Origin of the sequence: Ferrimicrobium sp., assembly GCA_022690815.1 — a bacterium.
Lineage (GTDB): Bacteria > Actinomycetota > Acidimicrobiia > Acidimicrobiales > Acidimicrobiaceae > Ferrimicrobium.
Window position 1 is genome coordinate 1 of sequence record JALCZJ010000019.1, and the last position, 26,447, is coordinate 26,447.

Sequence of the window (26,447 nt, forward strand, 5' to 3'; positions counted from 1 at the left end):
TCCTGATTCCCCGCATCAGACTAAGGGCGCGCAACCAAGGCTGCAAGAAACGTTCGATGACTCACGAGACGGTCCAACACAAGCATTACATGCATCTGTGGTGTGCGCTAGTTCATCAGGACTAAGGCCAATGGTGCAAGCGGTATCGGGTTAAGGCCGTGTTGTTTGCGACGGCCCTGTTGGCTACGGCCCTGTTGGCTACGGCTCTGCTGACTGTGGTCTTGTCTGCTACGATCTGTCTCAAAAGACTATGGGTTGCGCGCTGGTTGCTATGTGTTATCAACGAATGCTTCTCCACTGGATGGCTCCCGCGCCGACCGACGAAGACGTCGATCGACAGCGAGCATGGCGCCGTAAGCATCGCGGCGTTGCCAATGCATGAGCGTCGGTGTCGCAACACACGCCCGGCTGCATAGCCCTGTTGTCGAGGTCTGTGCTGACGTGCTGAGATGGATGTGACGACGGGAGACAATCCAAGACGAGGCGCTTTGGCCCACCATTTGGTTATCGGGATGGTGGTACCCAAGCGGGTTCAGCGTTGAGCTCATCCAGGGCGTCACGAGCGGCATCATGGACGCCGACATCGGCTGGAGCCTCTTTGTCGAGCAGGAGGGCGGTCGCACAGCCAAGACCACCCAAGAGCTCGCGAAGTTCAGGTGGGGCAGGGAAGAACTCGTCCTCGTCGATCGCATGCACCGTCTCGATGCCTTGGCGAGGGTCGAGCTTGGCAACCACGCGCGTGACGACGTCCTCTGCCGCCGATGCGCCAGCGGTGATTCCAATCGTCCCCTCGAGGTCGTCGGGGAGTTCGAGCTCGGAGTTGATGCGCAGAACGCGCGGTACCCCGTGAGCAGTGCCAATTCGGACGAGGGCACAGGTGTTTGAAGAGTTGGCGGAGCCGATTACCACGAGGACGTCAAGGCGTGGGGCGATCTTGGTCACCGCGGCCTGGCGGTTGGTGGTGGCATAGCACAGATCTGAGCGACCAGGCATCCAAACATCTCCGAGGCGCTCTTTGGTACGATCGGCGAGTTCACCCCATTCCGGTACTGCCAGCGTCGTTTGAGCGAGCAACGCGACCGGGCGATCATCAACGTTGAGTGCCTCCACATCGGCGAGCGCTTCGACAAAGTCAACGGCCCCGGGGGCCTCGGCGATGGCACCAACGGCCTCCTCGTGACCTCGATGGCCGATGTAGACGATTCGATAACCCTTGCTGGCCCGGGTCTTGATCTCATGATGAACCTTCGTGACGAGTGGGCAGACCGCATCGATCACGGTCCCGCCGTGTTGTCGGGCTTCCTCTACCACCTCGGGGGCTGTGCCGTGCGCGCTCAGCATCACCGGGAGTCCCCTTGGGACCTCCGAGATGTCTTGGACAAAAATGACGCCGACACGGCGGAAGGTCTCAACGACGAGTTGGTTGTGGACGATCTCGTGGTAGCAATAGACAGGAGGTGGGAAGATCCGCACCATCCAGGCAAGGGCGTTGATCGCCTTCTCGACACCGGCGCAAAAGCCTCGGGGGGAAGCCAGGATGACCTTTTCAACCGTCACGCAAGCAAGTCTAGGCGACTTCCAAAGCTACGCTATTGCCCGTAGCGGAGACCTTCAGCCTTTAGGCTGGTTCTGTATGCCTCACCCCTCCATCCTTCGTGTCTCTCCAGGCTCGCCCGCCGAACGTGGGGGAGTTATGGTTGGTGATGCTCTCGTCGCCGTCAATGGCGTCCCTCCTCGTGATATCATCGACTATCAACAGTTGGTGGACGGTCCGGATCCAATCCTGACGATCGAGCGCTCTGGCATCGAGCTCGAGTTGATCATCGACAAGCCCGCAGGATCGTTGGTGGGCATGGAGATCTCTGACGCACTCTTTGACAAGGTGCGCACCTGTGACAATCACTGTGAGTTTTGCTTCATCTACCAGCTACCAAAGGGGCTACGTCGCACCCTTTATGTCAAAGATGACGATTATCGATTGTCGTTCTTGTATGGCAACTTCACCACGCTCACCCGCTTTACTGAGGCGGATTTCGAGCGGGTGATAACCGAACGACTCAGCCCGCTCTATGTCTCGATCCACACGACCGACCCGCTGTTACGTGCCGAGATGTTGCGCAATCGTCGAGGGGCAACCTCGCTGCGTTGGCTTGAGCATCTGCTCGAGGCTGGTGTTCGGGTGCACGGGCAGATCGTGCTAGCGCCTGACATCAACGATGGCGTGCACCTCGAGGCCACCTTGACCGACATCCTCTTGCGATTTCCTTCGTTGGCCTCGGTTGGTGTCGTCCCACTCGGGGTCTCCAAGTACACCAAAGAGGCGAGGATGCGCCCGATGGCCAAGCACGAGGCTCGCGCGGCAATCGAAACGGTCACCACCTACGCAGAGCTCGCTCGTTCGGTCCTGGGGCATACGTTGTTCTATTGCTCAGACGAGTTCTATCTCTTAGGCGACGTCACCTTTCCTGATCGTGAGACCTACGGTGACTTCGAACAGCTCGAGAATGGTGTCGGGGTGACACGTTCCTTCGAGGACGAGTTCACCCACCGCGAGAGCACCAAGGTGCCCGCGCACTCTGGGTTCTTCTCGTCTATCGATGGAGCACCGGCCTTGGGTTATCGCGCGGTACGCTTTCGGTCCAAGGGTTTTGGCCAGCGCCGGGCCGGGGATGCGCTCAAGGTCGCGATTATCTCGTCGACCTATGGCAAGTTAGCGCTTGAACGCGTGTTTGTGGCGGCTGGTCAGCCACCGGTGGACGTGATCGAGGTGCGCAATGAATTCTTCGGCGGCAATATCGCGGTGACAGGGTTGATGAGCGGTGCTGATGTTGCCCGTGCTATCGCCACCGTCGACTACGACCGCCTGCTGTTGCCCGACGTCTGTCTCAGCGAGGGTCGATTCATCGACGGACTCGATGCCCGCGAGTTGCCCAGAGAGGTGGAGGTCGTACCCACAGACGGTGCATCCTTGGCGCTGGCCCTAGATGGGACGGCCTTCCCGCTGATCGGAGGATCACATGGCTGAGGTCACAAAAGTCGCGATTGTTGGACGTCCAAACGTCGGTAAGTCGTCGTTGTTTAATCGCATGGTCGGGCGTCGGGTTGCCGTCGTCGAGGAGCGGGCGAAGGTCACTCGTGACCTCAAGGTCGGCGAGACCAAATGGCGCGGCCGCACGTTTGAATTTATGGATACCGGCGGTTGGTTGGGTAAAGGCGATGCGCTGGATCAGAAGGTATCACAGATGGCGGAGCGCGCCGTACGCGAGGCTGACGTGGTCGTGTTCTTGGTGGATGTTCGTACTGGTGTCACCGAAGAGGATCTCGACGTCGCCAAGATGTTGCATCGCTGGCCAGGGAACACCGTCGTCGTTGTGAACAAGGTCGATCACGAACGCTACGATGCCCAGATCTACGAGTTTCTCCAGCTCGGCTTTGGCGACCCGGTCGCCATCTCGGCCATGCACGGGCGCAACACTGGCGACTTTTTGGACATGATCGGTGAGCTCACCGGAGGGTTTGGTGATGCGGGAGCCGGCCAGTTGCCGATGTATGAGCACGGGGATGACTTCGACCCAGAGGAGGAGTTCGGCCCAGAAGTCGAGCATGGTCCAGATGATGAGCTCGCCTTCACCGATGCTGTTCGTACCGAGACACATGAGCTTTCGGTAGCTATCGTTGGTCGACCGAATGCCGGGAAATCCACGTTGTTTAACCGGGTGGTCGGCCAAGAGCGCGCGGTCGTCTACGACCGACCGGGTACGACGGTTGACACGATCGACACGGTCATCGAGACCGAGATGGGGCCGGTGCGCTTCTTCGATACCGCGGGTCTGCGTCGTCGCTCTCGCTATGCGGAGGCCACCGAGTACTACTCGATGGTGCGTACGCTTCGGGCCATCGACAGCTGTAACGTCGCGGTCCTCGTGGTTGATGCGACGGTTGGGGTCACGGGCTGGGACCAGCGGCTCGCTGAGCGTATCGACTTGGCGGGTTCTCCGATTGTCTTGGTGCTCAACAAGTGGGACCTGCTCGATCACGACGCCCGTCTCATGGTCAATGCCCAGGTGAGCGATCGTCTGTCATTTCTTACCGGTGTGGAACCGATGCGCATCTCCGCTCAGAGCGGCAAGGGCGTGCATCGATTGTTGCCCAAGCTCTTCGAGGCGCAAGCGGCCTATCGATCGCGAGTACCAACTGGCGAGCTGAATCGTTTCCTTCGATCGCTCCAAGGGGCAAACCCGCCTCGTGAAGGCCGCATCCTCTACGTTGTCCAGGGCGCTAGCGAGCCTCCAACGTTTACGCTTTTTGCCAGTAAGCCATTGACGGCCTCGTATCTCAAGTTCCTCGAGAACCGGATTCGCGAGCACTACAAGCTCGGTTCTACTCCGATCAAACTGCGTGTGCGTCGCAGGGATTAACCTAGGCACGTGAGCGACAGAGAGGTTGGAGCATTCATGAGCGATCGGGTAGTTCAGCGGGCTGAACAGATCAAGTACGGCTGGCCCAAGTCGGTTGAGGAGAAGTTACAAAAGGCAGAGAAGCTCCATGCCAGGGAGCGCATCTCGTTGCTCGTTGACCCGGGCTCATTCCGCGAAGACGGACTCTTTGCTAATGAGCGCGATCCAAGCCTGCCAGCCGATGGTGTGATCACCGGCACCGGCACGATCGATGGTCGGCCGGTCGCGATCATGGCCAATGATCAGACGGTCAAGGCCGGCTCATGGGGGGCACGTACGGTTGAGAAGATCATTCGCATCACCGAACTTGCCTATAACGAGTTGTTGCCTATCTTTTACCTTGTCGACTCCGCCGGAGCCAGGATCACCGATCAGGTCGAGCTCTTCCCCGGTCGTCGCGGTGCCGGGAGAATCTTCGCCAACCAGGTGCGCCTTTCGGGTCGGGTACCCCAAATCTGCTGTCTCTTTGGCCCTTCGGCGGCGGGAGGAGCCTACATTCCTGCCTTCTGCGATGTGGTGTTCATGGTTGAGAAGAACGCGTCGATGTACTTGGGTTCGCCGCGGATGGCCGAGGTGGTGATCGGTGAGCGGGTGACGCTCGATGAGATGGGTGGCGCCAGAATGCACGCCTCTGTCTCTGGCTGCGGTGACAACCTGGTTGCCGATGACGCAGGTGCGCTTGCCGCGGCACGTGCGTACTTCTCCTACCTGCCGACCAGCTATAAGGAGACCCCGCCACACGAAGAGGCGTTGGATCCGATCGTTGAACTTGACGACTCGATGATCCCCACCATGCCTCAGCAAGGTTACGACATGCATCAGATCATCAATGCTATCGTCGATGCAGGGAGCTTTTTTGAGATCAAGCCACTGTTTGCATCGGAGATCCTGGTTGGCTTTGCCCGCTTGGACGGCGCGGTCATCGGTGTCGTGGCCAACAATCCGATGTCCAAGGGTGGGGTGCTCTTTGGAGACTCGGCCGACAAGGCAGCTCGATTCATTTGGAACTGCGATGCCTTCAACATCCCGCTGCTCTTTTTGGCCGATGTGCCAGGTTTTATGATTGGGTCTGAGGTGGAGCGCCAAGGGATTATCCGTCACGGTGCCAAAATGATTACGGCCGTGGCCGAGGCGACGGTACCCAAGATCTCGGTGATCGTGCGAAAGGCCTACGGAGCTGGTCTCTATGCCATGTGTGGGCCAGGGTTTTCTCCTGAGGCGACGATTGCGTTGCCGTCGGCGGCGATCGCCGTAATGGGTCCAGAACCTGCGGTCAATGCCGTCTACTACAACAAGATCGCGAGTATCGAGGACCCCGAGGAGCGAACAGAGTTTATCCGCGCCATGCGCGAAGAGTACGAAAAAGATGTTGACCTGCTACGGCTTGCCAGTGATCTCGTGATTGACGTCATCATCGAGGGGCGGTTTTTGCGTCATGAACTGATCGCCCGCTTCGATCGGGCACGGCGTCGTGATCGGTTCTTTTCTGGTCGTCGACATGGAGTACCGCCGGTCTAGATCGCAACGTTGGTCATCGGTGATGCCGTGTTCCTGTAGGCAGTGCCAACCATCGCTGCTTGGTCCGACATGATTGGATCGGGTGCCTGGCTGGCGTCTTGGCAATCGTGAGCTTGCGGGCTAACGTGAGCTTGCGGGTAGCGTAGTCAGACCATAATCAGTGGGCATGATCGCCACCATCATCGTGATTCGTGGATCGGTCGATTGGGTAACGGAAGACTGGCATGCTATCACGCGACGTGCGCTGGATGCGAAGCGACGAGTGGGCGGACTCTTTCGGCTGATGGCGCTTCGGTGGGTCTTTGGTCGGGAGTCTAGGGCGCGCCGACGCTTGCTCGATGCGCCGACAGTGCATGAGCTGAAGCGGTGACTTCTTCAATGCTGTTGAGCACCGAATAGGATGTAACTATGCCATGGTGCGATACTTGCGAGCGCTTTCAAGATTCAGACGAACTCGACGGCGAAGGACACTGCCCAAGCTGTGGAACGGTCATTGCGGCGCCCAAGAAAAAGCCGTGGCACTTTAAGCTCCTGATCGTTGCCACCATCCTTTACTTGACCTATCGGTTGATTCAGCTCATCCTCTGGCTCCACCACGTTCTCTAGCTGTTGTGGGGCGTCAGGACTAGTGTTGGTATCCGAGTTACTCATGGGTGCGAGTAAATTTTTTGCCAACGCGATTCTGGGCAAGAGAGAGTGCAACGGACGTCAACAAGCTAATAACCGCTGGTGAGGAAGATATCTCAGCGATAGGGAACTCCTAGAAAGGCATAAGATGCAATCGTTGCCCAAGGTTCGCATGCAAGAGGTCGCTGACGGCATCTTCGCCTTCATCCAACGGGACGGCTCCTGGTATCTCAACAATGCCGGTGTAATTCCGACGGCTGGGTTGTCGTACCTCATCGACTCAGCAGCGACGGTGGACCGGACCAAGGTGCTCATCAACGAGGCGAAGCGCGTTGGCGTCGGTGATCGCGTTGGCATGATCGCAACCCATCATCATGGTGACCATACGAATGGGAACGCGACCCTTGACCCATGTTTCATCGTGGCGCAGGCCTCAGTCCCCGGTGAGATGGAGTCGGGTTTTGCGGTGCCACCACCGGGTCTCTTTACCGACGTCGATTGGGGCGATATTGTGGTGCGACCCCCCGATATCGTGTTCGATCAAAGCCTGGGTCTCGCGATTGGTGAGCGCCGTGTGGAGCTGCGCCATTTCGGCCATCCTGCCCACACGCTTGGGGATGCGGTTGTCTACTTTCCTGATGATCGACTGCTCTTCGCTGGCGACCTCGCGTTTAATGGAGGCACGCCGTTTGCACTGATGGGTTCGGTCCAGGGATGGTTGAACACGCTGACATCTCTGCGCGGTCTTGAGGTTGAGACGGTGGTCCCTGGCCACGGTGAGCCGTGTTCGATGAAGGTGTTCGAGTCTATCGAGCGCTACCTCAACTGGGTGCTTAACCTCGCTGGACGTGCCCTCAGCGACAATATCGCGCCGCTCGAGGCTGCGATGAGTACCGATCTTGGTGAGTTCGCCGAGTGGCACGACAGCGAGCGCATTGTTGGCAATCTGCATCGCGCCATGGCTGAACTCAAGGGCCTCGAGCCTGGAGGTTCAGTCGATGTCGTTGCGGCTTTTACCGATATGATTACCTATCACGGCGGGCCGCTTATCTGCATGGCTTAAGAGACTGTGCTCCTTGTCAAGCTCTGGGTGATCGTGCCGATGATGGCTACATGGCAAGAGGTTTTTCTGGACTGCGTCGTTCTGCGCTGATGGATAGGGGGGTGCTTGATCGTCTGGATGCACCGATCGCGCTGGCGACACCAGATGCGGAGGCGCGTGTCACCTACGTCAACCCGAGTGCAGAACGTCGATTGAAGTTAGTAGTTGCTGGTCATGATGCGACCCTTGCCGACCTGTTTCCTGATGCGGAGTTCGCCCGTCGTCAGCTTCAGCGTCTACGCACAGACCGGCGACAGAATCAGGTGGAGTTGGAATACGGTTCCGGTGATCGCCACTACATAGCCAAGATCTCCTTGGTAACCGACGCTGATAGGCAGGCTGACGAGTGTTTTCTGGTGCAATGGAGAGACGTGTCGGTTCGTGTTCGTGATGACGAACTTCGCCGAGAGTCGAACCAGTATCGATCGAGCGCTGTAGCCGAGGCGGTAAGTCAGATTGCAGCCGCGGTAGAAGAGTTGTCGGTCACCGCTGGAGAGGTGGCTGAAAACACTAGGGTAGTCAAGGAAGCGGCAGATTCTGTCAACAGCAAGGCTGCTGAGAGTCGCGATGTTTTCTTTGCAGCTAAGGGTGCGATTGACGAGATATCGCGACGGATGACTGAGACTTCGGCAACCCTTGCACGACTCTCCGAAAAGACGAAGTTGATCGACGCGATGGTATCGACAATCCAGGGTATCGCAGATCAGACGAATCTTTTGGCTCTCAATGCCGCGATTGAAGCGGCCCGGGCTGGGGCGGCAGGGCGCGGCTTCGGGGTCGTCGCCGACGAGGTGCGTCAATTGGCAAGCCGGGCGCGTGGTGCTGCCTCTGAGATCACGAGCCGTATTGCTGAAGTTCGATCCGGTACGACCGAGGTGAGTGAGGGGTTCGAAGAGAGCTTCCAGGAGGCGTTGCGGGGCACGGCGGATGCCGAGGCAGCTGCGGTAGCCCTCGAGGACATCTTGACTGCAAACCGGCAAGTGCGCGAGATGCTTCTTCGCATTAACAGCGCTACAGAACAACAAGAACAAGCGACAATGGAGATCTCAGATAGGCTTTCAAGGATCCTTGTCGCAACGGAAGGGTCCGCAGAGGATTCAGAGCGGCGTTTTGGTGTCCGAGCCGAGTAGCTTGTGGCCCACCAAGAGCCACATCTGGGACATCTACGGATTTGGGAATCGAGTGCGTTGTAGCACCGCGCCAGACGTATCTCGGTAGAATGAGCGCACGGGCTGTGGCGCAGCTTGGTTAGCGCGCTTGACTGGGGGTCAAGAGGTCGGGAGTTCAAATCTCCCCAGCCCGACCAGAAATGACCAGGTAAGAGGCTATAGAACGCCTTCTGGCCAGAATTGATCTTTCACATGCGTCACTTGTAAAGTCACTTCACAGCATCTATGGATCTCGCGTGACTTACAAATCACCGAGAAACTCGCCCATTTTGTCCGTGGCCTCGCGCAGTCGCTCTCCGCTGAGATGTCCGTACACATCTTTTGTCACCCTGATTGACGCATGTCTAATGATCTCACTCACCTCTTCGAGACGGCAACCCTGAGCCAGCATGAGTGATGCCGTAGAGTGTCGCAGTTCGTGCATGTGCCAGTTGCCCAGCCCGGCCTTGAGTGCTAGACGTCTAAACGCTTTACTCGCCCGTCGGGATCGAGCCAGTGACCCCAAGAAGTGGCAAACATCGCTGTCGGCTCCTTCCATTTAACTCCAAGACTTTCTAGATGTTCTTGCTCTGCAACCTGTTCATCTCTATGCCTGTCGAGAGCGGTGTACACGGACACAGGTAAGGGGATCACCCGTCGAGAGCTATCGGTCTTAAGTAATCCTGTGACCACTTTGGAACCTTCCTCCTTCCGTGCCTTCGTCACGCTGAGGGTTCTGGCTCTCTCGTCGTAGTCCTTCCATTCGAGCCCTAGCGCCTCTCCTCACCGCAACCCGATACCAAGCGTGAGAATCCACAGCGCCCTCAGGCTGTCTGGACTTGCTCACCAGATGGGACACCAAGTCGGCGAGCCGATCGAATACTTGCGGGGTGACCGAGGCAGAGGCCAGCTATCCAGGTTCGATGACCGCTACTCACCTCGGTAGATGGACCCAGATGATGCTGTCTCCTTGACGACGATGGCAGCAAGGGGGAGCGCAGGTGTGAGCTGGTGCCAGATCCACAGGGCGAGGTGTTCGCTCGTCGGGTTGGACAGTCCGTCGATGTCGTTCAGGAGATGGTGGTCGAGCTCCTTGCGAATTGGGGCGAAGGCTGCTGTGATGTCTGCGAAATCCATCACCCAGCCCTTGACCGGATCTACTGCACCACGTACGTGGACCTCAATGCGGTATGAGTGGCCATGGAGTTGGGCACACTTGTGGTCTTTATCGACATTGGGCAGCCGGTGCGCGGCCTCAAACGTGAATTCCTTAAAAATCTCCATTAACGAATCCCTGTGTATTTGTGAGTCTGGAGGCTCAGCCTCCATTGTGGGTGAGCAAGGCAGTATTCGATGGCCCGAGCGGTGGTATCCTCCCGGTTCGGACCATCCATTGGCTGTAGTAGAAAGTGGTCAAAGGCCAGATCTTGGAACCGCTCTGGCGGGGCGAGGAGTTGAGGATAGACGAGTTTGAGTTCGTCACCAGACAGGAGAGCGAGGGGAGCGTTCGCCTTTGGCGACACACAGATCCAATCCAGCCCTTTCGGGGCAGGTTGAGTCCCATTGGTCTCCACACCGACGCTGAAGCCTTGTTGGTGGAATGCGTCGATCGCGGCTTCGTCGAGTTGCAACAACGGCTCGCCACCGGTGCACACGACATAGGGCAAGCTGTGTTTGTGCGTATCGCCACCCCATGTGGTGCGCACAGCAACGGCAAGATCGTGTGCGCTAGCAAAGCGTCCGCCTCCAGGGCCATCCATGCCCACAAAGTCGGTATCACAGAACTGGCAGACCGCTCGCTGGCGATCTGACTCTCTGCCACTCCAAAGGTTGCACCTTGCGAAGCGACAGAACACCGCTGGTCTTCCAACCTGGGTGCCTTCGCCTTGCAAGGTGTAGTAGATCTCCTTTACGAAGTAGGACACGAGCCAGCCTTCTGGGTGCGGGCTGGATCCTCGATTCCAGCTTCGAGAAAGCCCTTGTGGCGAAGAAGGCATGAGTCGCAGGTTCCACAGGGTTTGCCACCTGGATCGGGATCATAACAGCTATGGGTTAAGCCGTAGTCGACCCCCAGATTGCGCCCAAGGGTGATAATTTGTGCCTTTGTCAGCTCGATCAGCGGTGTGTGAATCCGAAGATGTTGTCGCTGCTCGACTCCAGCCTTCGTGGCGAGATTTGCCATCGTCTCGTAAGCGGCGATGTATTCGGGACGGCAGTCTGGGTAGCCAGAGTAGTCGAGCGCATTGACCCCAATGAAGATGTCGCTGGCGCCGAGGGTCTCGGCCCAAGCGAGTGCGAACGAGAGAAAGATCGTGTTCCGAGCCGGGACGTAGGTGACCGGAATCGCCGAGTCGAGTTCCTCCACTCGCTTATGGTGTGGCACGTCGATCGTGTCGGTCAGCGCTGAGCCTCCAAATGCCCGCAAATCGACGTTGGCCACAATATGTTTATTGGCACCAAAGGTGCGAGCGACCCGACGCGCGGCGTCGAGCTCAACAAGATGTCGCTGCCCGTAGTCGAAGCTCAATGCGTAGGCGTCGTAACCCTCATCGAGTGCGATCGCCAATACCGTGGTCGAGTCGAGCCCGCCGCTCAAAAGAACGACGGCTGGCCGGTTGGTCAATTGGGCTCCTCCTCTAGTTCATCTCGGGCTGCGGTATCCAGGTTAATCGGACGCGGTCTGATCTTGTTGGTACGTGGTGCGAGCGACGACACGACAGGGAGCGCAGTCCTCAACGGATGATCGTGTGATCAGCTGCCAGGTGTTGTCGTCGTGGTACCCTCGCCGCGTTTGGGCTCTGGCGGTGGTGATGTAGGTTCGTCGGATCGAGCCTCACTAAACAAGTTCAACTGGGTCAAGGATGATCGATGCATGGCGGTGTCCACCAGCGTGCTGACGGATACTCCGAGTAGACGAATTGATGCGGGTACTCCCTTGTCGGTAGGGATGGCTTTTGGTAGCAGCACCTTCACAACAGCCATGATGTCCTCGCGTCGCCAGATCGGTTCCAAGACGGTGAGGGACCTGGTCACGGTCGTAAAGTCTGGAAAGCGGGCCTTGAGACTGATCGTCCGCCCGGCAATACCGGTTCGGGATAAGTGGGAGGAGACTTGTTCAACTAATTCGCCAACGACGTTCACCATATCTTGCATGTCGGTGAGATTGGTTGGGAAGGTCCGTTCGCTGCCAACGGATTTGCGCTCACGATCCGGTTGCACTTGGCGAAGGTCGATGCCGTTGGCTATCTGATGGAACCAAATGCCGAGTTTCCCAAAGTGTTCTACAAGCATGATCGAAGGTGCGCTGCGTAGGTCCAGGACCGTGCTGATCCCCAGGTGAGCCAGCTTGTCGACGGTAGATGGGCCAATGCCGTGGAGCTTGCTGACATGCAGCGGCGCCAGGAATGTCAAGCCACGACTTGGTGGAACCACCATGATTCCGTTGGGTTTGTGCCAATCGGAGGCGAGCTTTGCGATGATCTTGTTGTACGACACACCTGCCGAGGCGGTAAGGCCGGTTTCGCGTTGTATGTTTGCACGTATCTCTTGTGCGATTTGTACGGCGAGCGTGCCGTCTTCGGTGGCCGCGGTTACGTCAAGAAATGCTTCATCGAGCGAGATGGGCTCCACGAGGGGAGTGTAACTACGCAGAATGCTCATGACATGTTGGGAAGTCTTCCGGTACGTGTCCATCCGTGGGCGAAGGAAGACGGCTTGAGGGCAGAGGGCCTTTGCTCGGGAGGCGGCCATGGCAGAGTGGATGCCAAAGCGGCGGGCCTCGTAACTACAGGTTGCTACGACACCGCGGCCCGACGGATCTCCACCGACGACGACGGGTTTGCCTCGCAGATCCGGGTTGTCCCTCTGTTCGATAGCGGCAAAGAATGCATCCATGTCGACATGGATAATTTTGCGATTGTCAGAGGCTGTTGTGCCACGATCGTCAGGCAACCTTGAACTCCCTGCTCACCGATGCCACGCAGTGCAATGCCACAATCGATCCTAGCACGGTGGTGAGATTGGGGATCCGAGAATGCGATGATGGGGGTTCGATCATCACGGCGGCATCCTGGTGGAGGTACCTCTGCTGGCTCGTGCCGGCGATAGGTGCCGGAGAACTTGTGAGGTAACTTTGGGCGTCCGACGTCGATAGCGTGAAGATTCTCCCGGTATGCAGGAGGCGCCAGCACACTTGGTCGTCACCGGGATGATGGCTGGGTGAAGGAGTTAGGGGGGCGTTGTTGATGGCCATCGACGTGAGCTCGAAGACTCGATTGGTATAGGGTGCGGCTTGGTTGCTTGGTGTACGCATTGAGACTGCGCGAGAGAGGAGCACTTAGCTGTCCCGAGTCGAGGTAAAGATCACCTACAGGTCTCGGGTGGTGGCAAGTGAAGCATCAATCTTGTGCGTTTGGGTGGTGCCCTTGACGCTCATCAGTCGATCCAGGAAGGAGCATGGATAGGGCGAGGTCACCAGCTATGCCTGCGTAATCGAGACGGAGGCGATCTCATCGGGATCGTAGGACCCGATCTGCGTCGTCTGCCTGGCTACCGTGGCGTTGGCGAAGTGGGTGCACGTCGATCTTGGACCAGGGAATCTCATGCCCGCGATCACCACAAGGATCACGACGTTGCCTCGTCGTATCGTCTGCCTCCCGATGGCGCCATGACGTAATGGCTCGATGAGGCGCCAGCTCAGTCAATTTGACTGTTTTCTGGCCACAGGGACGTAGCCGGGTTGAACTCTAGCCGACGCCGGTTGGGTTGACCCGGGTGTGCCTGTTGAGTTCAGCAATGATGACGTTGCGTGCACGATGGCTTTTGGTTCCGTTCCAATGGTGGCCGCAGATAGGCTTGCTCGTGGCAGTCTTGTTGACGGTGTGGATAACTTGTTGGCGAGGACTGTGGCGATACTCACCGATGAGAGCTGATATGTGGGTGTTGTGACGCTCGGGCACCGACCAGAGGGTCTGTTCGCGAGATGGTCCGATGAGAGGAGGGTTCATGGGCGAGACCCTGGTGTCAGTTTGGCAGGAGATGTATAAAGATTGCCCCTCCAAGGCGGTCGTGGTCGAACCCTATCGTTCGATCCGACTCACAGCAGAGAGTCTGTTCGCCAGGTCAGAGCTTGGCGCCAGGCGACTGGGAGCACTCGGATGTGGTAAGGGAGATCGTGTGGCCATCGACGTTAACGGTCCGATTGACTTTCTTATCGCCCATCTCAGCGTCATGCGTCTTGGCGCCATTGGCGTGCCGATACCTAAGGGTTCGAGCGGTGCTGAGGTCGGTGATATCGTCGCAGATTGTTCGCCGTTGGCCTCGTTGAGCGATCCATCGCATAGCTCGTTATGGGATGCGCACGGAGTGCTCGCAACGAGTCTCGATGCTCACGTATCTCCTGACACCACGGTGGCGATCGACGATGCGGATCCTGACGCAATCGCCCTGATGCTCTACACGTCGGGCACCACCGGAAAACCTAAGGGGGTTCCCCTGTCGCATCGCAACCTTCTCGCTACCGCACGGTCGGTGATCACCGCCTGGGAATGGAGCGAGGAGGATTCTCTGCTGCTCACACTGCCACTGCACCACATGCACGGGCTCGGCGTTGGCTTACACGGGACGCTGTGCGCGGGAGCCACAGCCGTGGCGTTCGCGAAGTTCGACCCGACTTCTGCCATCGCACAGGTGCGTGCCAAGGAAGTGAGCATGTTCTTCGGGGTACCCACCATCTACGCCAAATTGTTGGGCTCAGAGGGTTTTGAAGCATTCGGTGGGTTACGGCTCATAGTCTCTGGTTCAGCCCCGCTGTCAGCCGAGGCCTTCCGCCGCATTTGCGAGGTGACCGGGCAGGAGCCGCTCGAGCGATATGGCATGAGCGAGGCTGGCATGATTTCCTCGAATCTATATCGTGGACGCCGCATCGCCGGCAGTGTTGGCAAGGCGCTGCCTGGTGTGGCGATACGACTTTCGGACGGTGATCACGGTGAGATACTCGTCCGTGGCGAAGCTGTTTTCAGAGGCTACTGGCAGCGCGATGCTGCGACGAGGGAAGCCTTCACCGACGATCATTGGTTTCGCACTGGTGATCTTGGCTGTATTGACGAGGATGGCTACTTGGTGATCAACGGTCGCGCAAAGGAGCTGATCATCAAGGGGGGTGAGAATGTCTTCCCACGAGAGGTCGAGGCTTGCCTTGAGGAGATGGACGAGGTCATCGAGGCAGCGGTGATCGGTGAGCCAGATGAGTATTGGGGGGAGAGGATCGTGGCCTTTCTTGTTGTCACAAGCGCTCCACCCGAGCAGGAGGCCGTAGGACGGTTCGTAGCCGAGCGCTTGCATCGGATCAAAGTCCCCGATGAGGTGCGCTATGTCGAAGCGCTCCCACGGAATCGAATGGGCAAGATCCAACGTGAACGGTTGAGAAATAACTAGGCCGGGTGGCTCGGGATCATCAAGATGCTTAGTTCATGAACGAAGTCGATAACCGCTTCTAACAACAATCGATGCCGACAGGATCGCCGAACTATTACAAAATGCCTTGCAATCGTCGCCACGATGTGTTAGGTTCGTGATTGTACTAGACACTAATTCTAGTAGTGACGAGTGCCACACGGCGCAATGATGAAGCTACAGAACATGGTTTGCTCAGGCGGCGCCCTAAGTCTCAGATCGGGTAGCTTGGCAACGAGTGGGGGGATTGGCTACGAGGGAATCTTTCAGTGTGGTGCAGTCGGGGCTGCTTGCAGGTCATCGAGGTGGTGGCTCGAGTGCGAAGTCTCCCTTGCCAATTTGTGTCCATCCTGGGTACGAGATCGAGCGGGGTTGCCAGGTGGTGTTGGGAGCAGAGTTCTGCAGTGATCCTTTCTGCAGTGAGCTAAGTCGAAGGGGCGAGGTCGCCAACCATTGCAGCAACGATATTGGTTCAGCTGTGGGCCCATTAGCCCAACTTTCGGAGTACCCCCGTATCACCCCAGCGCAGCGTGGTCTGAGCAGTTCAGTGGGACACTACCAATGCGCCGCAGTTGTCTTGATACGCCGGAGTGGATCCCGGACCACAAGAGGGGAGTAGATCTCCTTATGGATTGGCTCAGGGATGGAGGAGGTTCTGATGTGGGTAATGACTCCCTCGTCGTTGGTGAGCAAGCGTGCTGCGTTGCTGCGTTGAGAGCTGTTCTCGAATGGTCGCAAAGCTCCTGGTATCTCCTTGATTCCTCAGGGTCAATTCGATGGAGGCCAAAAGGTAGTAGGCCAGCACCGAGATAAACAGGTGGGCCATGGTCCTGTGGTTGAGTTGGTGATAGACGGGCGTTCTCAACTCGGGTCAACGTGATACGGAGACCCCAGATCTGCTCTTCATTCAAGTGAGCATGCGTCGTCTCAATGATATAGGCACCACGTAGGGCTTCGTCGGCTGGTTTGGTGACACGTTCGACGACCGTGAGGTCGATGACCCGATCGATGCGACGGCGATGAACGACCTTGCCTTGGTCCTCATGATGGGTCAGGACAGTGTCGTGGTGAGGAGCAACCTTTGGGTACTTGGCTCTGATACGACCGATGCGTTCACCAACCGGCTGGGTTCTTGTAATGGAGCCACGCTCAAGGGGCCGTCCAACAGGATGTACCAAACAGTACGGAATTTCAATCTGGATACATGTAAGTCCACATCAGATAGAGGAAGGGATTGTGTAGCATGGACAACACAACTAAACGAGGGGCGGCATAGTTAGATGACTAGTAAAGCAATGAAGTTCACTTCAGGGGGAATAGCACTAGCAGTTCTTGGGCTAGGTGGCCTCGCTGTGGCTCACTTTTCTTCGTCGAGCCTGACAAGCTCGACTGGTGGTACACCCCCGTCGGTGCAGCAGCTTCTCGCCACCGCGAAGAACCTGCCACCAGACAAGGCAGCGATTGCCAAGAGTCTCGCTAGTAGTCAGGCTGCGGCGATTGCAAACAACAAAACCGCGCCTACGGGGCCGGTAGCAGCTGCCCAAGGTAGGAGCCAGGTAGAGCAAGAGACTGCGGCAGCGCCAACTCCGCAATACGACTTCGGACTTCACATAGGAAACCAACCGCCGGGGTTGCCGTTTGAGAGTTCCGGTAAAGAGTGGGAAACGAGGTTTCAAGGCGCTGTTTATCAGGTGTTTGGCGGTGTGACGACGAATTCTGCGGGTAATCCCGTCGAAGCCGCCGTCTTGGTAGAACGAGACACGACCGCTGGTCCAGTAGTAGTCGGAACTTATACCTATGCGCCAGCTGGAAAACATCACTTGGTCGAGACAAGTTACTCTGGAACAATGCTTAGGTTGGGCTACGCAAATGGTGGTGTCGCCCAATTCAACCTAATGAACGATACCTTTACTCAGTGACCTGGTACAAATCGATGCCGTCCTACTATGGAACTTGTGTAAACCTGGACCACGTGTTTCTCGGCCGAGTTGTATGAAGATGAATTCCGGCTTCGCGTGGGTCGCGGCGGTGGACCGATACGCGGTCGGCAGCGCCCATGATCCGGGTCGATCACCTCGCCGATAGCAGTGATGTTGCTAAATCGCCCATACACCCCAGTTGGTGGGCTATCTCTTGAACATCACAAGAAGGGGATAGCGATGTGTTGGGAGAGAATTTCGTGGCATCGCCCACGGGTTCGAATAGGTTAGCCTGGTTTCACAGACGGCTCAGCAGGATCAAGGGAGAGCGAATGGCCAAGAACGAAGTACTGTGCATTTAAGTAGCGTGTTTGCGCACGTAAATTCCGCAGGCGAAGCGTCGCCGGGAGACGTGTCGGCTCGCGTTAGAACTGCGGAACAGGCACTTCGTGCTGCCCAAAGGGTGTTTCCACGGTTCTGTGGCTTTAATGGTCAGCACCATTATGATGCATACATCAGTTGGCACTACCAACAAAGATTGCGCTGCACTTACATTTCTCACTCCATCACCGATCAGCCCGAACCCGTATTTCAGGTTTCTGTCGGGCGCTGTCCGATTGGCGAGGACTCTTCATGTTTGTTCACAATCAGGGAGACACTGGCTGGCGGGTCCGTGTTAGCATCACTGGTGCTTACTACAGAGCAAATGATGCCAGGAGGTTAGTCTAATGCGACGTAGGCATATGTTTGGAACAGTCACGCTAGGGGCAGCATTGCTTGCGGCATGTGGGTCCACATCCACACAATCGTCGAAGCCCGCAGCTAAGGTTAAGGCGTCTCCCGGATCTGAGTATCTGAACATCTATAAAGGGATCCCCAATAGCCCAGTGACATCGAATGGTTACCCATTCTCTGTACCTGACACCATGAGGATATTGGCACCGAAGGTACTCGCCAAGGAAGTACGCGATACCAAATTGGCCAAGATCGGTGATACCTATGTCGGCACTACCTGGACGCCTACACAGCGGATGGAGATCTATACCGCCAAGTTGTACGCGACCTACCGCTATACCTTTGGCATCGATCAATACTTAGACACGTCCGGCACCAATGGTCGTACCAATAAGTCAATCTTGCCCGACATCGCTCGAGTGTTCGCGCCCTTCTACGGGTCACTGGCTGCCGCGGATAGACAGATGGTGACTTCAACTAGCGATGGTATAGCCATCGTTCGTAACGATACCCCGCAGAACGTTGAAACGGGAATGGATACAATAGCACCAGCCTTTCTCGGTGCAACTAATCTCGCCTTCTTCTCGTTTCAAGGTATTATTCCCGCCGTGAAGGTTAACCTGCCCGCGGGGTCATACAAAGTCACCATTAACACCTCGCCCGCTCAAGTGGAGGGAAACACGGCTTCGAGGTTCGAGGTCGGGTTTAATCCCCAGCCCCATGATTGGGGTCATGTCTGGCCAGTAGTGGCCATGGTTCCCACAACCGAGCAGTTGAACTGACGCTTGCTGGAACATTTGGCCGTTGACCGTGACCGCATCCGACAATTCGCTCTGTACCTGGAGCGCTCGAAGTTCAGACGAAATAACGTAAAACGATAACATGTCTGCAAGGGTGATGGGGGGCTGATCGATGTGAAAGCCATAGAGGACTTCTATCCGACATCAACGAAAAGACGAACCTATGGGATTGGGATCCCCTGACATTCATATGGGTAGAACGGCCGTCTCGTAGGGAAGCTGCAAGTCAATCGGTCGACAAGCTAGCATCACCAGGGCCAGGGCGGGCCTGTCAGCCACCCGAACCACGTAGGCACACTCTTGTCTTGGGTCCGAGCGAAGTGCTAGATGGAGTCCTCCCCTAAGTTGGGCACGCTTGGACCCCGTCTGGCAGCTATTTCCGAGGCAAGCGATCCACATCTGCTCCAGGTAGTTTTCGCTCAGGCGATGCTCGATGCAGACGAGGAGCCCCCCAAGTTGTACTTCTGCGATGATCACTTCGTCACCTACACCGGAGCCAGACCAGTCGTAAAGGGTTACAACACTCGCAAGCGCAGAGCGGAGAGGGCAAGAGACGATACCTTCATAGTAGATAGCAGCTGGCGTGCTATGTGTTTTTTCTCCTCGGACCCGAAGGGACTCTCGGCCAACCTACCCCCGGTGATCGATCAACTCATAGAGATCTGCGGAGACCGCCCGGTCATGGTCGGCTTCGATCGGGGTGGGTCTTACCCTAAGGTGTTCAATGCTCTCAAAGAACGAGGAGTAGGCTGGGTCACCTACCGCAGGGCTCCTCTAGCCGCCTCTACGGTAACTTCTGGGATCTCCTGGGTAGAGATGGACCACAAGCGCGTTCTCTATCACCTAGCCGATGAGATCGTCGAACTCAAAGGCTACGGGCAAGCCCGCCAGCTCAGCTTGTACGAGAACGACAAGATCGTCTTTCAGTTCCTCACCTGCGACACAACATTGAATGGAGCGCGACTACTTAGAGCACTGCGAGCTAGATGGCGTATCGAAAATACCTTCAAGTACGCACAAGCCCATCATGGCATCAACTGGCTCTGTAGCTACGAGATGGACGAGGTTCCAGATAACACCGTGGTTGCCAACCCAGCTCGGCTTGTCGCTTACAGTGAGCGCAAGCAAGCACAGGACACCTTGAAACAGGCCAAAGAAGCCCTCGGAGACCAGTGTGTGCACCCTAGTTCCGACATTGATGATCATCTCGCGCTCATCACGGAGCTCAAAGACTCCGTCAGCATCGCCAAGGAGGACTTCGGGGCAGCAACAGCTGCATTGACAGGGACCCCGGCCAGGCTGAGCCGCAACGAGATTCATCCCGGGGCGATTCGGGCAAAGCCTCATCTTGAGCGTCGCGGACTTCAGATGGTGTGTCGCCTGCTTGCCTATAACGCAGAGCTCGATCTGGCTCGACGGATCAACGCCTACTTAGGCGATGACGACGAGTATCGGGGAATCACCCGGAACCTGCTCCATTTGGGCGGCACGATCTCCTTTGGGCTCAGAGGAATTACCGTGTATCTCGACCGTCCAGACCAACCGCGTCTTAGACGTGCTCTCGCGCTTCTCATCGAAGAGATCAACAACGAACCACCTCATCTCCCCGGCGACGCCAGACCTATCACCTACGTCCTTAGGAGCTAGAGGACTTGATGTGAACTCTAGGTCCTACTTCCGGAGGTCTGGGTCTTGGTGCGAGCGCTCAAGGTCAGGGGTTCAGGGTTCGACTAGTTGGACTGCGAGGTCGTTACCGTATTTGCTCTAACGCGCGTGTCCGTACCCACAGGTCTTTTACAACCCTGATGCCCGCTCAGTTGCGAAGCTAGCGATGTTGGCGATCCGCCGGGTTCGACCCTGGTGGTCTTCGCCTGGTCTGGTGGTGTTCATGGCCAGATGGGAAAGGAGAAGCAGTGAGCGCAATGGCTGCGGCCCATGTGATTAGGTTTGGCCACCAATGCTGTGAGGTTTGTCGCTGTTGGAACGGATACATGCGAAATGCGTTCTGTCATTGGGGTTGGTACATGGCCTCGGCTCTGCGCAGCTTGACGTGGATCGTGGTAGTAGCGCGGGTTCTTGAGGTGGCGGATCATACTAAGTTGGCGCTATACCCGAAAGGACGGATGTTCGTTGCGCTTGAGATTTGGTCCGCTCGATCAACCACACGATGAACTGGCGCTGTGGCTGCTTCGGGCCCTGGCCGTGGGGGCCGTGGGACGTTTGCTTGTGAGGGGCCGCCCTTTGGCAGCTGAGAGCGTTGGCGTTGGGGTCACGGTGGGAACGCTATTCGGGGGCACTAGTTCGCTCGTCGTGAGCCTCGGATACACATTGGCACGCGTTGCGCCGACGGCCAGGACTCCGCTCGCCACCGCGATCGGAGCCTATGGGTTGTACAAGCGCCTTTGTGGACAAAGCTGGGGTCGATTGGGGCGGTTACTCATCGTGACTTCGTCTACCGCTATCGCGGTGCAAGTGGTTGAAGCAGCCCTTGGAAGGCGATCCGGTACTCAACGGACGCACTCGCAAACGCTAACGGTGCTGGTAATCAATCGGGACTCGGGCTCATCGGGACTGAGTAGGCGGGCGGTTCGGGCCATCACGCATGGCTCCAGCGGTCGCCTTGAGGTCATACTCACCCAAGGCGAGGATCTGTCGGTGGCGTTGCAGGCTGCCCGTAGCAGGGTTGCCGGGGGCGGCAGGGTCGTTGTTGGGGGAGGTGACGGCACGGTGGGGGCAGCGATCGCGTTGATGGCTCACACGCCCAACATCTTGGGTGTCCTGCCGGTGGGCACCGGAAACGACCTCGCACGCTCCATCGGAGTGCCACTTTACCCAGAGGAGGCTGCGTTGGTTGCCTACGGGAACTTAACCTGTCGCATCGACATTCTCCGTACCGACGTAGGCTTGGCAGCCCATGCAGTCAACATTGGGCTGGTAGCAGATTTCGCTCAACGGGTCCGTGATGTCCGCGGCTGGAGGCGACCGTTTGTTTATCCATTCCTAGCGTTTCGAGCCTGGCGCCGACATCGACCGTTGGAGTTGGAGATTCGGACGAACGATGAGTCAAAAGTCGGCGAACCTCAACAGTATCTTAATGTGGCGGTCCTCAACGCGCCGAGAATCGGCGGCAGGATTGGTGTGACACTGCCCAAAGTCAGCCCCAATGACGGAGTCGCTCAGTTGGTGACGATCTCACGGTCAGCGGGGCGAGTGGTAATTGGCGAGCTTGTGAGTTCGATTCGCCAGGGCATTCGTCCGACACCGCGTCACGCGATGGTTGCTGAGGTGACACGAGTCACCGTTGAAGCACACCAACCGTTTGTGGTCTCACTCGATGGCGAACCTCGTGGATCGACTGCCCGACTTGCGATTGACGTGATAGCCGGAGCTTGCCGGATCGCAGTGCCAAAGGCACGCGCTAAGTAACGACTGCGCCCTTTGATCGAAACCAACGATGCTTTTACGGTCAAGTAAGGCTTGTCTGGCCAACCGCAGCTGATCAGCGCAGACCTGTTGGGGTGCGCCTCGTTCTCTGCCAGATTCGTTGGGCATGCTGTGTGGCGGTTCATCTCAGTGCGACCGAGTACCATGGCTGCGTAGGTCTTTGAACCCAAGGAGCGATCAAGCGTGAGGGGATTGCCACGAGTGCACGAATTTCGGTCGGCGACAGTCCTTTTGCCAGTGATAAACGAGACAGATGCGCTTCGTGAGACGATCGCCATTATCGAGCAACAGGCCCAGATGGACGTCTGCGAATACCTCATCCTGGTTTCGCCCCGTACCGCCACCGAGAGCCAGGTCGTGATTGAGGAACTGCAAAAACGCTATGGCGATCGTATTCGCGTCCATGTGCAGTCAATGCCATTCCTCGGCGGTGCCTTGCGCGAAGGATTCGCACTCGCACAAGGTTCGCACCTGGTGATGATGGCGAGCGACCTTGAGACCGATCCCCACGATGTTGCCGTCATGATCGAGCGAGCCAAGCAGTTTCCCGAGGCGATCATCACCGCGTCACGCTGGTTACAGCCTGGCTCCTTCGATGGTTACTCGCCGTTAAAGCTCGTGCTCAACAAACTCTTTCAGCGCTCGTTCGCGCTGCTGTATGAAACGCCGTTGTCTGACATGACCTATGGGTATCGTTTGTTCCCAACGGCGCTTGTGCAAGCGATCGCATGGGAAGAGCTTCGCCACCCCTTCCTGCTGGAGACGATGCTCAAGCCCTTGCGACTTGATGTGTCCGTCTACGAAATTCCCTCACGTTGGCGGGCTCGTAGCGAAGGGGAGTCGTCGAACAGTTTCTTTCGTAACTTTATGTATTTTCGGATCGGTGTTCGAACCAGATTGCGGCCTCGAGCAAGCCTGCTTGCTTGATCTGGTTCGCTACACTCAACCTCGCTATGCGCAAGATCATCGTCACTACCACCATCAATCCTCCGACCGAGGCAGTCCTGCGCTATGACGCAATGGAGGACTGGGAACTCATCGTTATCGGTGACCGTAAGACCCCGACCGACTACCGGCTGGAACGTGGACGCTATGTCTCACCCGCTGAACAGGACGCTTACGACCCCCTGCTGTCCGAGGCGATCGGTTGGAACTGTATCCAGCGTCGCAACTTGGGAGTCGTAATGGCTTACGAGATGGGTGCCGACGTCGTCGCGCTGATCGACGACGATAACATTCCCGAGCCAACTTGGGGTAAAGAGGTCAGAGTTGGCTCCGAGATCGAGGTGGGTGTCTATGAGACCTCGCTCGAGGCCTTCGATCCCGTCGGGGCCACGAACCATGGCGAGCTTTGGCACCGAGGCTACCCGCTCGAGTTGTTGGCCCAACGAAGCTATGGCGATCCAGTCGTGCGAAGAGTGCAGGTCGATATCGACGCGGGATTCTGGAACGGTGACCCTGACATCGACGCGATCTGTCGGCTTGAGCACGCACCAGAGTGCGACTTTGACCGATCACTCTTTCCGCTGACAGGGTCGGTGATGGCGCCGTTCAACTCGCAGAATACGATGCTGGCCCGCCGGGTTCTGCCCTATTACTTCCTGTATCCCTACATTGGCAGGATGGATGACATCTGGGCAGCCTATTACGTGCAGGCTCATGGGTTTCAAGTGGTCTTTAGTGAGCCATCAGTCTTTCAGGATCGCAACGACCACGACCTGATCCGCGACATGAAAGCCGAGATCATCGGCTACACCAACAACCTGGCGTTGATCCGTGATCTGACAAAGGATCCGGAGTCCATCGTTGCCTACCTGCCGGGACCTGCAATTCGAGCATGGGATCTGTATCGAAAGCACTTTGAGCGTGCGTAGGGTTTTGATTTCCGGAGGCGCCGGCTTCGTTGGACGTCATTTCGTGCGTTACTTCCTGGAAGCGGGTGATGACGTCGTGGTCGTTGACCCGATCGCCACCGCGACCGGTGGTATCGATCCGAGCGCGGGGTGGCCGTTGTTTGACCCGCGGGAATTCACATCATTTCACTACGTGCCCCAAGACTGTCGTGAGTGGTTTCGAGCTCACCCGCACGAGCCGTTTGACCTCGTGCTCCATCTCGCGGCGATGGTCGGTGGCCGCCTGATGATCGAGCACAATCCGCTTGCGATCGCCGATGACCTCTCCATCGATGCTGAATACTGGCAATGGGCCGCGACGGCTCAACCGACAAAGACGATCTGCTTCTCGTCGAGTGCTGCCTACCCGATCAAACTCCAGCGCGAAGAAGGCTTTGTCTTGTTGTCGGAGGAGATGATCGATTTTGGCGACGACATTGGCATGCCGGACATGTCCTATGGCTGGGCAAAGCTGACTTGTGAGTACCTGGCACGGCTTGCCTACGAGCGTCATGGACTTGCGTCGGTGTGCTATCGGCCCTTCTCTGGTTACGGCGTCGATCAGGACGATAGTTATCCGTTTCCTTCGATCTGCAAACGGGCACTCGCGGGTTCGCCAACTGAACCGCTCATTGTGTGGGGTAGCGGACGACAGATGCGCGATTTTGTGCACATCGATGACTGTGTGCGTGGTGTGATTACCACCATGGACGCTGTGAACGATGCAGCAGCCATCAACCTCTCAACCGGAGTCTTGACGAGCTTCCTTGAGTTCGCAGCCCTTGCAGTCCGGGCCTGTGGATACGAGACTGCTGTGCACGGTCGCGACGATCGACCCGTTGGAGTCTTTGCGCGCGGGGGTGACACTACCAAACAGGCTGAGCTTGGGTTCGAGGCCGCGATCAGCTTTGAAGACGGTATCGCCTCTGCGATCGAGTTGCTCCGCGAGGGTACCGTTAACTGACCCAGGGCTGCGCTTGAGCGCCATGAACCAGTACTTCAGCTGAAGCGTCGCTGTCGCATCGGTTGATGCCGACGAGCGGGTGCCACCGATTCACCCCTGTGTCGGTCGATCATGAAACGCTGCCGATGATGGTTACGCGACACGGTCACGCAATCGAGCGCTACGCCTAGCAAGGCGTCCCGAGGAAGGATGCTCTCTTCCGTTGTAGCTCGAGGCCATCGATTGGCTGGTCCCAGGTCGTTGTCTTGTGTACGACGTTAACCCCCGATAGGCTCGTGTTCAGAATGGAGTACGCATGAGTCAACCGGCACGAGTTGGTTCCTGGGAAGAACCCGGGTGTTTTGAAGTAGCCCCCAATGTTTATCGGATCCCGCTGCCGTTACCACACGATGGGTTGCGTGCGGTGAATGTCTATGCGATTGTCGATGGTGAGCGTCTGGTCCTGATCGACTCGGGCCAACAGCTTGACGTGGCCCGTGAGAGGTTGTTGGCGGCGTTAGGGGAGTTGAGTGCCTCGCCCAAGGACATCGGTCGCTTTTTAGTGACGCACATCCATCGCGACCATTACACGCAGGCGGTCGCCTTGCGGCGTGATTTTGGCACCCACATCAGCCTTGGGATCGGGGAGCGTGAATCGATTCGTCATGCCGCCAGTCCGAGGCCCAATCCACTCCGCGATCAGATGATCGAACTCGAGCGCTGTGGAGCACGTGAGCTGGTGACGCTGCTGGTGCCATCTCCGGCCCCCGACGACATCGCAGGTCGTCTCTACGAGGAGCCGGATGCCTGGCTCGGCGAGGAGGTCATTGAGCTTTCTTCACGCCGGTTGCGAGTGATCGCGACCCCGGGGCACACCAAAGGGCATGTGGTCTTTTACGATCAGGAGAACGGACTGCTCTTCGCAGGTGATCATATTCTTCCTCACATCACGCCCTCGATTGGCTTTGAGCCCATCGTCTACCCCAACCCGTTGGGTAACTACCTTGCCTCGTTGCGACACGTGCGTCGTTTGCCGGAGGCGAAGCTACTACCCGCACATGGATTGCCAGCTGATCGTTTCTCCCCGAGAATCGATGCCTTGCTCGAGCACCATGATGGTCGCCTCAATGCGACGAGAGCTGCCGTGGAAGAAGGCGCAGCTACGCCGTTCGAGGTCGCGCAGCGGTTGCGCTGGACGCGTCGTGAGCGCCAACTAGAGGAGCTGGACGCCTTCAATCAGATGCTTGCGGTGATGGAGACAAAGTACCACCTTGAACTCCTTGCCATCCAAGGCTATTTGGTGCAAGCCGAACGCGATGGTTCGTATCACTTCACGCCAGTCACTCCAACACCCTAAGTCCAGCAGCATTCGATCCGCTCAGCACGCGATTCGCACCATCCTTGCAGCA

Annotated in this window: 22 protein-coding genes and 1 tRNA gene; 17 read left to right on the plus strand and 6 right to left on the minus strand. The window is 57.4% G+C overall.

Features of this window, described 5'->3' with window-relative positions; genetic code table 11:
- Nucleotides 1-504: 504 nt before the first annotated feature.
- Nucleotides 505-1,557, minus strand: coding sequence for a 4-hydroxy-3-methylbut-2-enyl diphosphate reductase (gene ispH / locus MP439_07045; GenBank protein ID MCI2975818.1), 1,053 nt, complete (start codon nt 1,555-1,557; stop codon nt 505-507).
- Nucleotides 1,558-1,633: 76 nt separating this feature from the next.
- On the opposite strand from ispH, the gene MP439_07050 reads away from it, so the two are divergent.
- The 8 genes from MP439_07050 (at nt 1,634) to MP439_07085 (ending at nt 9,010) form a co-directional block, all read left to right on the plus strand.
- Nucleotides 1,634-3,025 carry a DUF512 domain-containing protein gene (locus MP439_07050; protein MCI2975819.1) on the plus strand — a complete coding sequence of 464 codons (1,392 nt, stop codon included), beginning with the start codon at nt 1,634-1,636 and terminating at the stop codon, nt 3,023-3,025.
- Nucleotides 3,018-4,418 carry a ribosome biogenesis GTPase Der gene (gene der, locus MP439_07055; protein MCI2975820.1) on the plus strand — a complete coding sequence of 467 codons (1,401 nt, stop codon included), beginning with the start codon at nt 3,018-3,020 and terminating at the stop codon, nt 4,416-4,418. The genes MP439_07050 and der overlap by 8 nt, the downstream gene beginning before the upstream one ends.
- A gap of 36 nt (nt 4,419-4,454) precedes the next feature.
- A complete protein-coding gene (locus MP439_07060; protein ID MCI2975821.1) occupies nt 4,455-5,975 on the plus strand; it encodes an acyl-CoA carboxylase subunit beta in 1,521 nt (506 codons plus the stop codon).
- 166 nt (nt 5,976-6,141) lie between these two features.
- Nucleotides 6,142-6,345 carry a hypothetical protein gene (locus MP439_07065; GenBank protein MCI2975822.1) on the plus strand — a complete coding sequence of 68 codons (204 nt, stop codon included), beginning with the start codon at nt 6,142-6,144 and terminating at the stop codon, nt 6,343-6,345.
- A 38-nt stretch (nt 6,346-6,383) separates the two neighbouring features.
- Nucleotides 6,384-6,581 carry a hypothetical protein gene (locus MP439_07070; protein ID MCI2975823.1) on the plus strand — a complete coding sequence of 66 codons (198 nt, stop codon included), beginning with the start codon at nt 6,384-6,386 and terminating at the stop codon, nt 6,579-6,581.
- Between the two features lie 169 nt (nt 6,582-6,750).
- Complete coding sequence (locus MP439_07075; protein ID MCI2975824.1) at nt 6,751-7,665, plus strand: MBL fold metallo-hydrolase; 915 nt, start codon at nt 6,751-6,753, stop codon at nt 7,663-7,665.
- A gap of 101 nt (nt 7,666-7,766) precedes the next feature.
- Entirely contained in the window at nt 7,767-8,834 is a 1,068-nt protein-coding gene (locus MP439_07080; GenBank protein MCI2975825.1) for a methyl-accepting chemotaxis protein, read from the plus strand.
- Nucleotides 8,835-8,932: 98 nt separating this feature from the next.
- Nucleotides 8,933-9,010: transfer RNA gene (locus tag MP439_07085), tRNA-Pro, on the plus strand.
- A gap of 104 nt (nt 9,011-9,114) precedes the next feature.
- Here the strand turns inward: MP439_07085 and MP439_07090 are convergent.
- The 5 genes from MP439_07090 to dinB form a co-directional block, all read right to left on the minus strand.
- On the minus strand, nt 9,115-9,411 hold the full coding sequence (locus tag MP439_07090; GenBank protein MCI2975826.1) for a tyrosine-type recombinase/integrase: 297 nt from the start codon (nt 9,409-9,411) through the stop codon (nt 9,115-9,117).
- 371 nt (nt 9,412-9,782) lie between these two features.
- Nucleotides 9,783-10,136, minus strand: coding sequence for a 6-carboxytetrahydropterin synthase QueD (gene queD / locus MP439_07095; protein ID MCI2975827.1), 354 nt, complete (start codon nt 10,134-10,136; stop codon nt 9,783-9,785).
- On the minus strand, nt 10,136-10,777 hold the full coding sequence (gene queE, locus MP439_07100) for a 7-carboxy-7-deazaguanine synthase (protein ID MCI2975828.1): 642 nt from the start codon (nt 10,775-10,777) through the stop codon (nt 10,136-10,138). Before queE ends, queD begins: the two co-directional genes overlap by 1 nt.
- The gene (gene queC / locus MP439_07105; GenBank protein ID MCI2975829.1) at nt 10,762-11,475 is read right to left on the minus strand and encodes a 7-cyano-7-deazaguanine synthase QueC; all 714 of its coding nucleotides are present in this window, start codon (nt 11,473-11,475) and stop codon (nt 10,762-10,764) included. Before queC ends, queE begins: the two co-directional genes overlap by 16 nt.
- A 128-nt stretch (nt 11,476-11,603) precedes the next feature.
- Nucleotides 11,604-12,803 carry a DNA polymerase IV gene (gene dinB / locus MP439_07110; protein MCI2975830.1) on the minus strand — a complete coding sequence of 400 codons (1,200 nt, stop codon included), beginning with the start codon at nt 12,801-12,803 and terminating at the stop codon, nt 11,604-11,606.
- A 1,053-nt stretch (nt 12,804-13,856) separates the two neighbouring features.
- Between dinB and MP439_07115 the strand changes: the two genes are divergently transcribed.
- From MP439_07115 to MP439_07155, 9 genes are all read left to right on the plus strand, one after another.
- Nucleotides 13,857-15,287 (plus strand): AMP-binding protein, encoded by a 1,431-nt coding sequence (locus MP439_07115; GenBank protein ID MCI2975831.1) that lies wholly within the window; start codon nt 13,857-13,859, stop codon nt 15,285-15,287.
- A 1,298-nt stretch (nt 15,288-16,585) separates the two neighbouring features.
- Nucleotides 16,586-17,224, plus strand: coding sequence for a hypothetical protein (locus tag MP439_07120; protein ID MCI2975832.1), 639 nt, complete (start codon nt 16,586-16,588; stop codon nt 17,222-17,224).
- Between the two features lie 728 nt (nt 17,225-17,952).
- Nucleotides 17,953-18,741, plus strand: coding sequence for a hypothetical protein (locus tag MP439_07125; GenBank protein ID MCI2975833.1), 789 nt, complete (start codon nt 17,953-17,955; stop codon nt 18,739-18,741).
- A gap of 345 nt (nt 18,742-19,086) precedes the next feature.
- Complete coding sequence (locus MP439_07130) at nt 19,087-20,406, plus strand: hypothetical protein (protein MCI2975834.1); 1,320 nt, start codon at nt 19,087-19,089, stop codon at nt 20,404-20,406.
- A 594-nt stretch (nt 20,407-21,000) separates the two neighbouring features.
- On the plus strand, nt 21,001-22,185 hold the full coding sequence (locus tag MP439_07135) for a hypothetical protein (protein MCI2975835.1): 1,185 nt from the start codon (nt 21,001-21,003) through the stop codon (nt 22,183-22,185).
- A 201-nt stretch (nt 22,186-22,386) separates the two neighbouring features.
- Nucleotides 22,387-23,130, plus strand: coding sequence for a glycosyltransferase family 2 protein (locus MP439_07140; protein ID MCI2975836.1), 744 nt, complete (start codon nt 22,387-22,389; stop codon nt 23,128-23,130).
- Nucleotides 23,127-24,077: a hypothetical protein gene (locus MP439_07145; protein ID MCI2975837.1), complete on the plus strand. Its 951-nt coding sequence runs from the start codon at nt 23,127-23,129 to the stop codon at nt 24,075-24,077. The genes MP439_07140 and MP439_07145 overlap by 4 nt, the downstream gene beginning before the upstream one ends.
- On the plus strand, nt 24,070-25,059 hold the full coding sequence (locus MP439_07150; protein ID MCI2975838.1) for an NAD-dependent epimerase/dehydratase family protein: 990 nt from the start codon (nt 24,070-24,072) through the stop codon (nt 25,057-25,059). The genes MP439_07145 and MP439_07150 overlap by 8 nt, the downstream gene beginning before the upstream one ends.
- Nucleotides 25,060-25,354: 295 nt before the next feature.
- Nucleotides 25,355-26,395, plus strand: a complete 1,041-nt coding sequence (locus MP439_07155) for an MBL fold metallo-hydrolase (protein MCI2975839.1) — start codon at nt 25,355-25,357, stop codon at nt 26,393-26,395.
- The last annotated feature ends 52 nt before the right edge of the window (nt 26,396-26,447 follow it).

Bases quoted from the DNA above. Each gene is read 5' to 3' on its own strand.
- MP439_07050 (MCI2975819.1), top strand. From the start codon at position 1,634: ATGCCTCACCCCTCCATCCTTCGTGTCTCTCCAGGCTCGCCCGCCGAA.
- der (MCI2975820.1), top strand. From the start codon at position 3,018: ATGGCTGAGGTCACAAAAGTCGCGATTGTTGGACGTCCAAACGTCGGT.
- MP439_07060 (MCI2975821.1), top strand. From the start codon at position 4,455: ATGAGCGATCGGGTAGTTCAGCGGGCTGAACAGATCAAGTACGGCTGG.
- MP439_07065 (MCI2975822.1), top strand. From the start codon at position 6,142: ATGATCGCCACCATCATCGTGATTCGTGGATCGGTCGATTGGGTAACG.
- MP439_07070 (MCI2975823.1), top strand. From the start codon at position 6,384: ATGCCATGGTGCGATACTTGCGAGCGCTTTCAAGATTCAGACGAACTC.
- MP439_07075 (MCI2975824.1), top strand. From the start codon at position 6,751: ATGCAATCGTTGCCCAAGGTTCGCATGCAAGAGGTCGCTGACGGCATC.
- MP439_07090 (MCI2975826.1), bottom strand. From the start codon at position 9,411: ATGGAAGGAGCCGACAGCGATGTTTGCCACTTCTTGGGGTCACTGGCT.
- queD (MCI2975827.1), bottom strand. From the start codon at position 10,136: ATGGAGATTTTTAAGGAATTCACGTTTGAGGCCGCGCACCGGCTGCCC.
- MP439_07115 (MCI2975831.1), top strand. From the start codon at position 13,857: ATGGGCGAGACCCTGGTGTCAGTTTGGCAGGAGATGTATAAAGATTGC.
- MP439_07120 (MCI2975832.1), top strand. From the start codon at position 16,586: ATGACTAGTAAAGCAATGAAGTTCACTTCAGGGGGAATAGCACTAGCA.
- MP439_07125 (MCI2975833.1), top strand. From the start codon at position 17,953: ATGCGACGTAGGCATATGTTTGGAACAGTCACGCTAGGGGCAGCATTG.
- MP439_07130 (MCI2975834.1), top strand. From the start codon at position 19,087: ATGGAGTCCTCCCCTAAGTTGGGCACGCTTGGACCCCGTCTGGCAGCT.
- MP439_07155 (MCI2975839.1), top strand. From the start codon at position 25,355: ATGAGTCAACCGGCACGAGTTGGTTCCTGGGAAGAACCCGGGTGTTTT.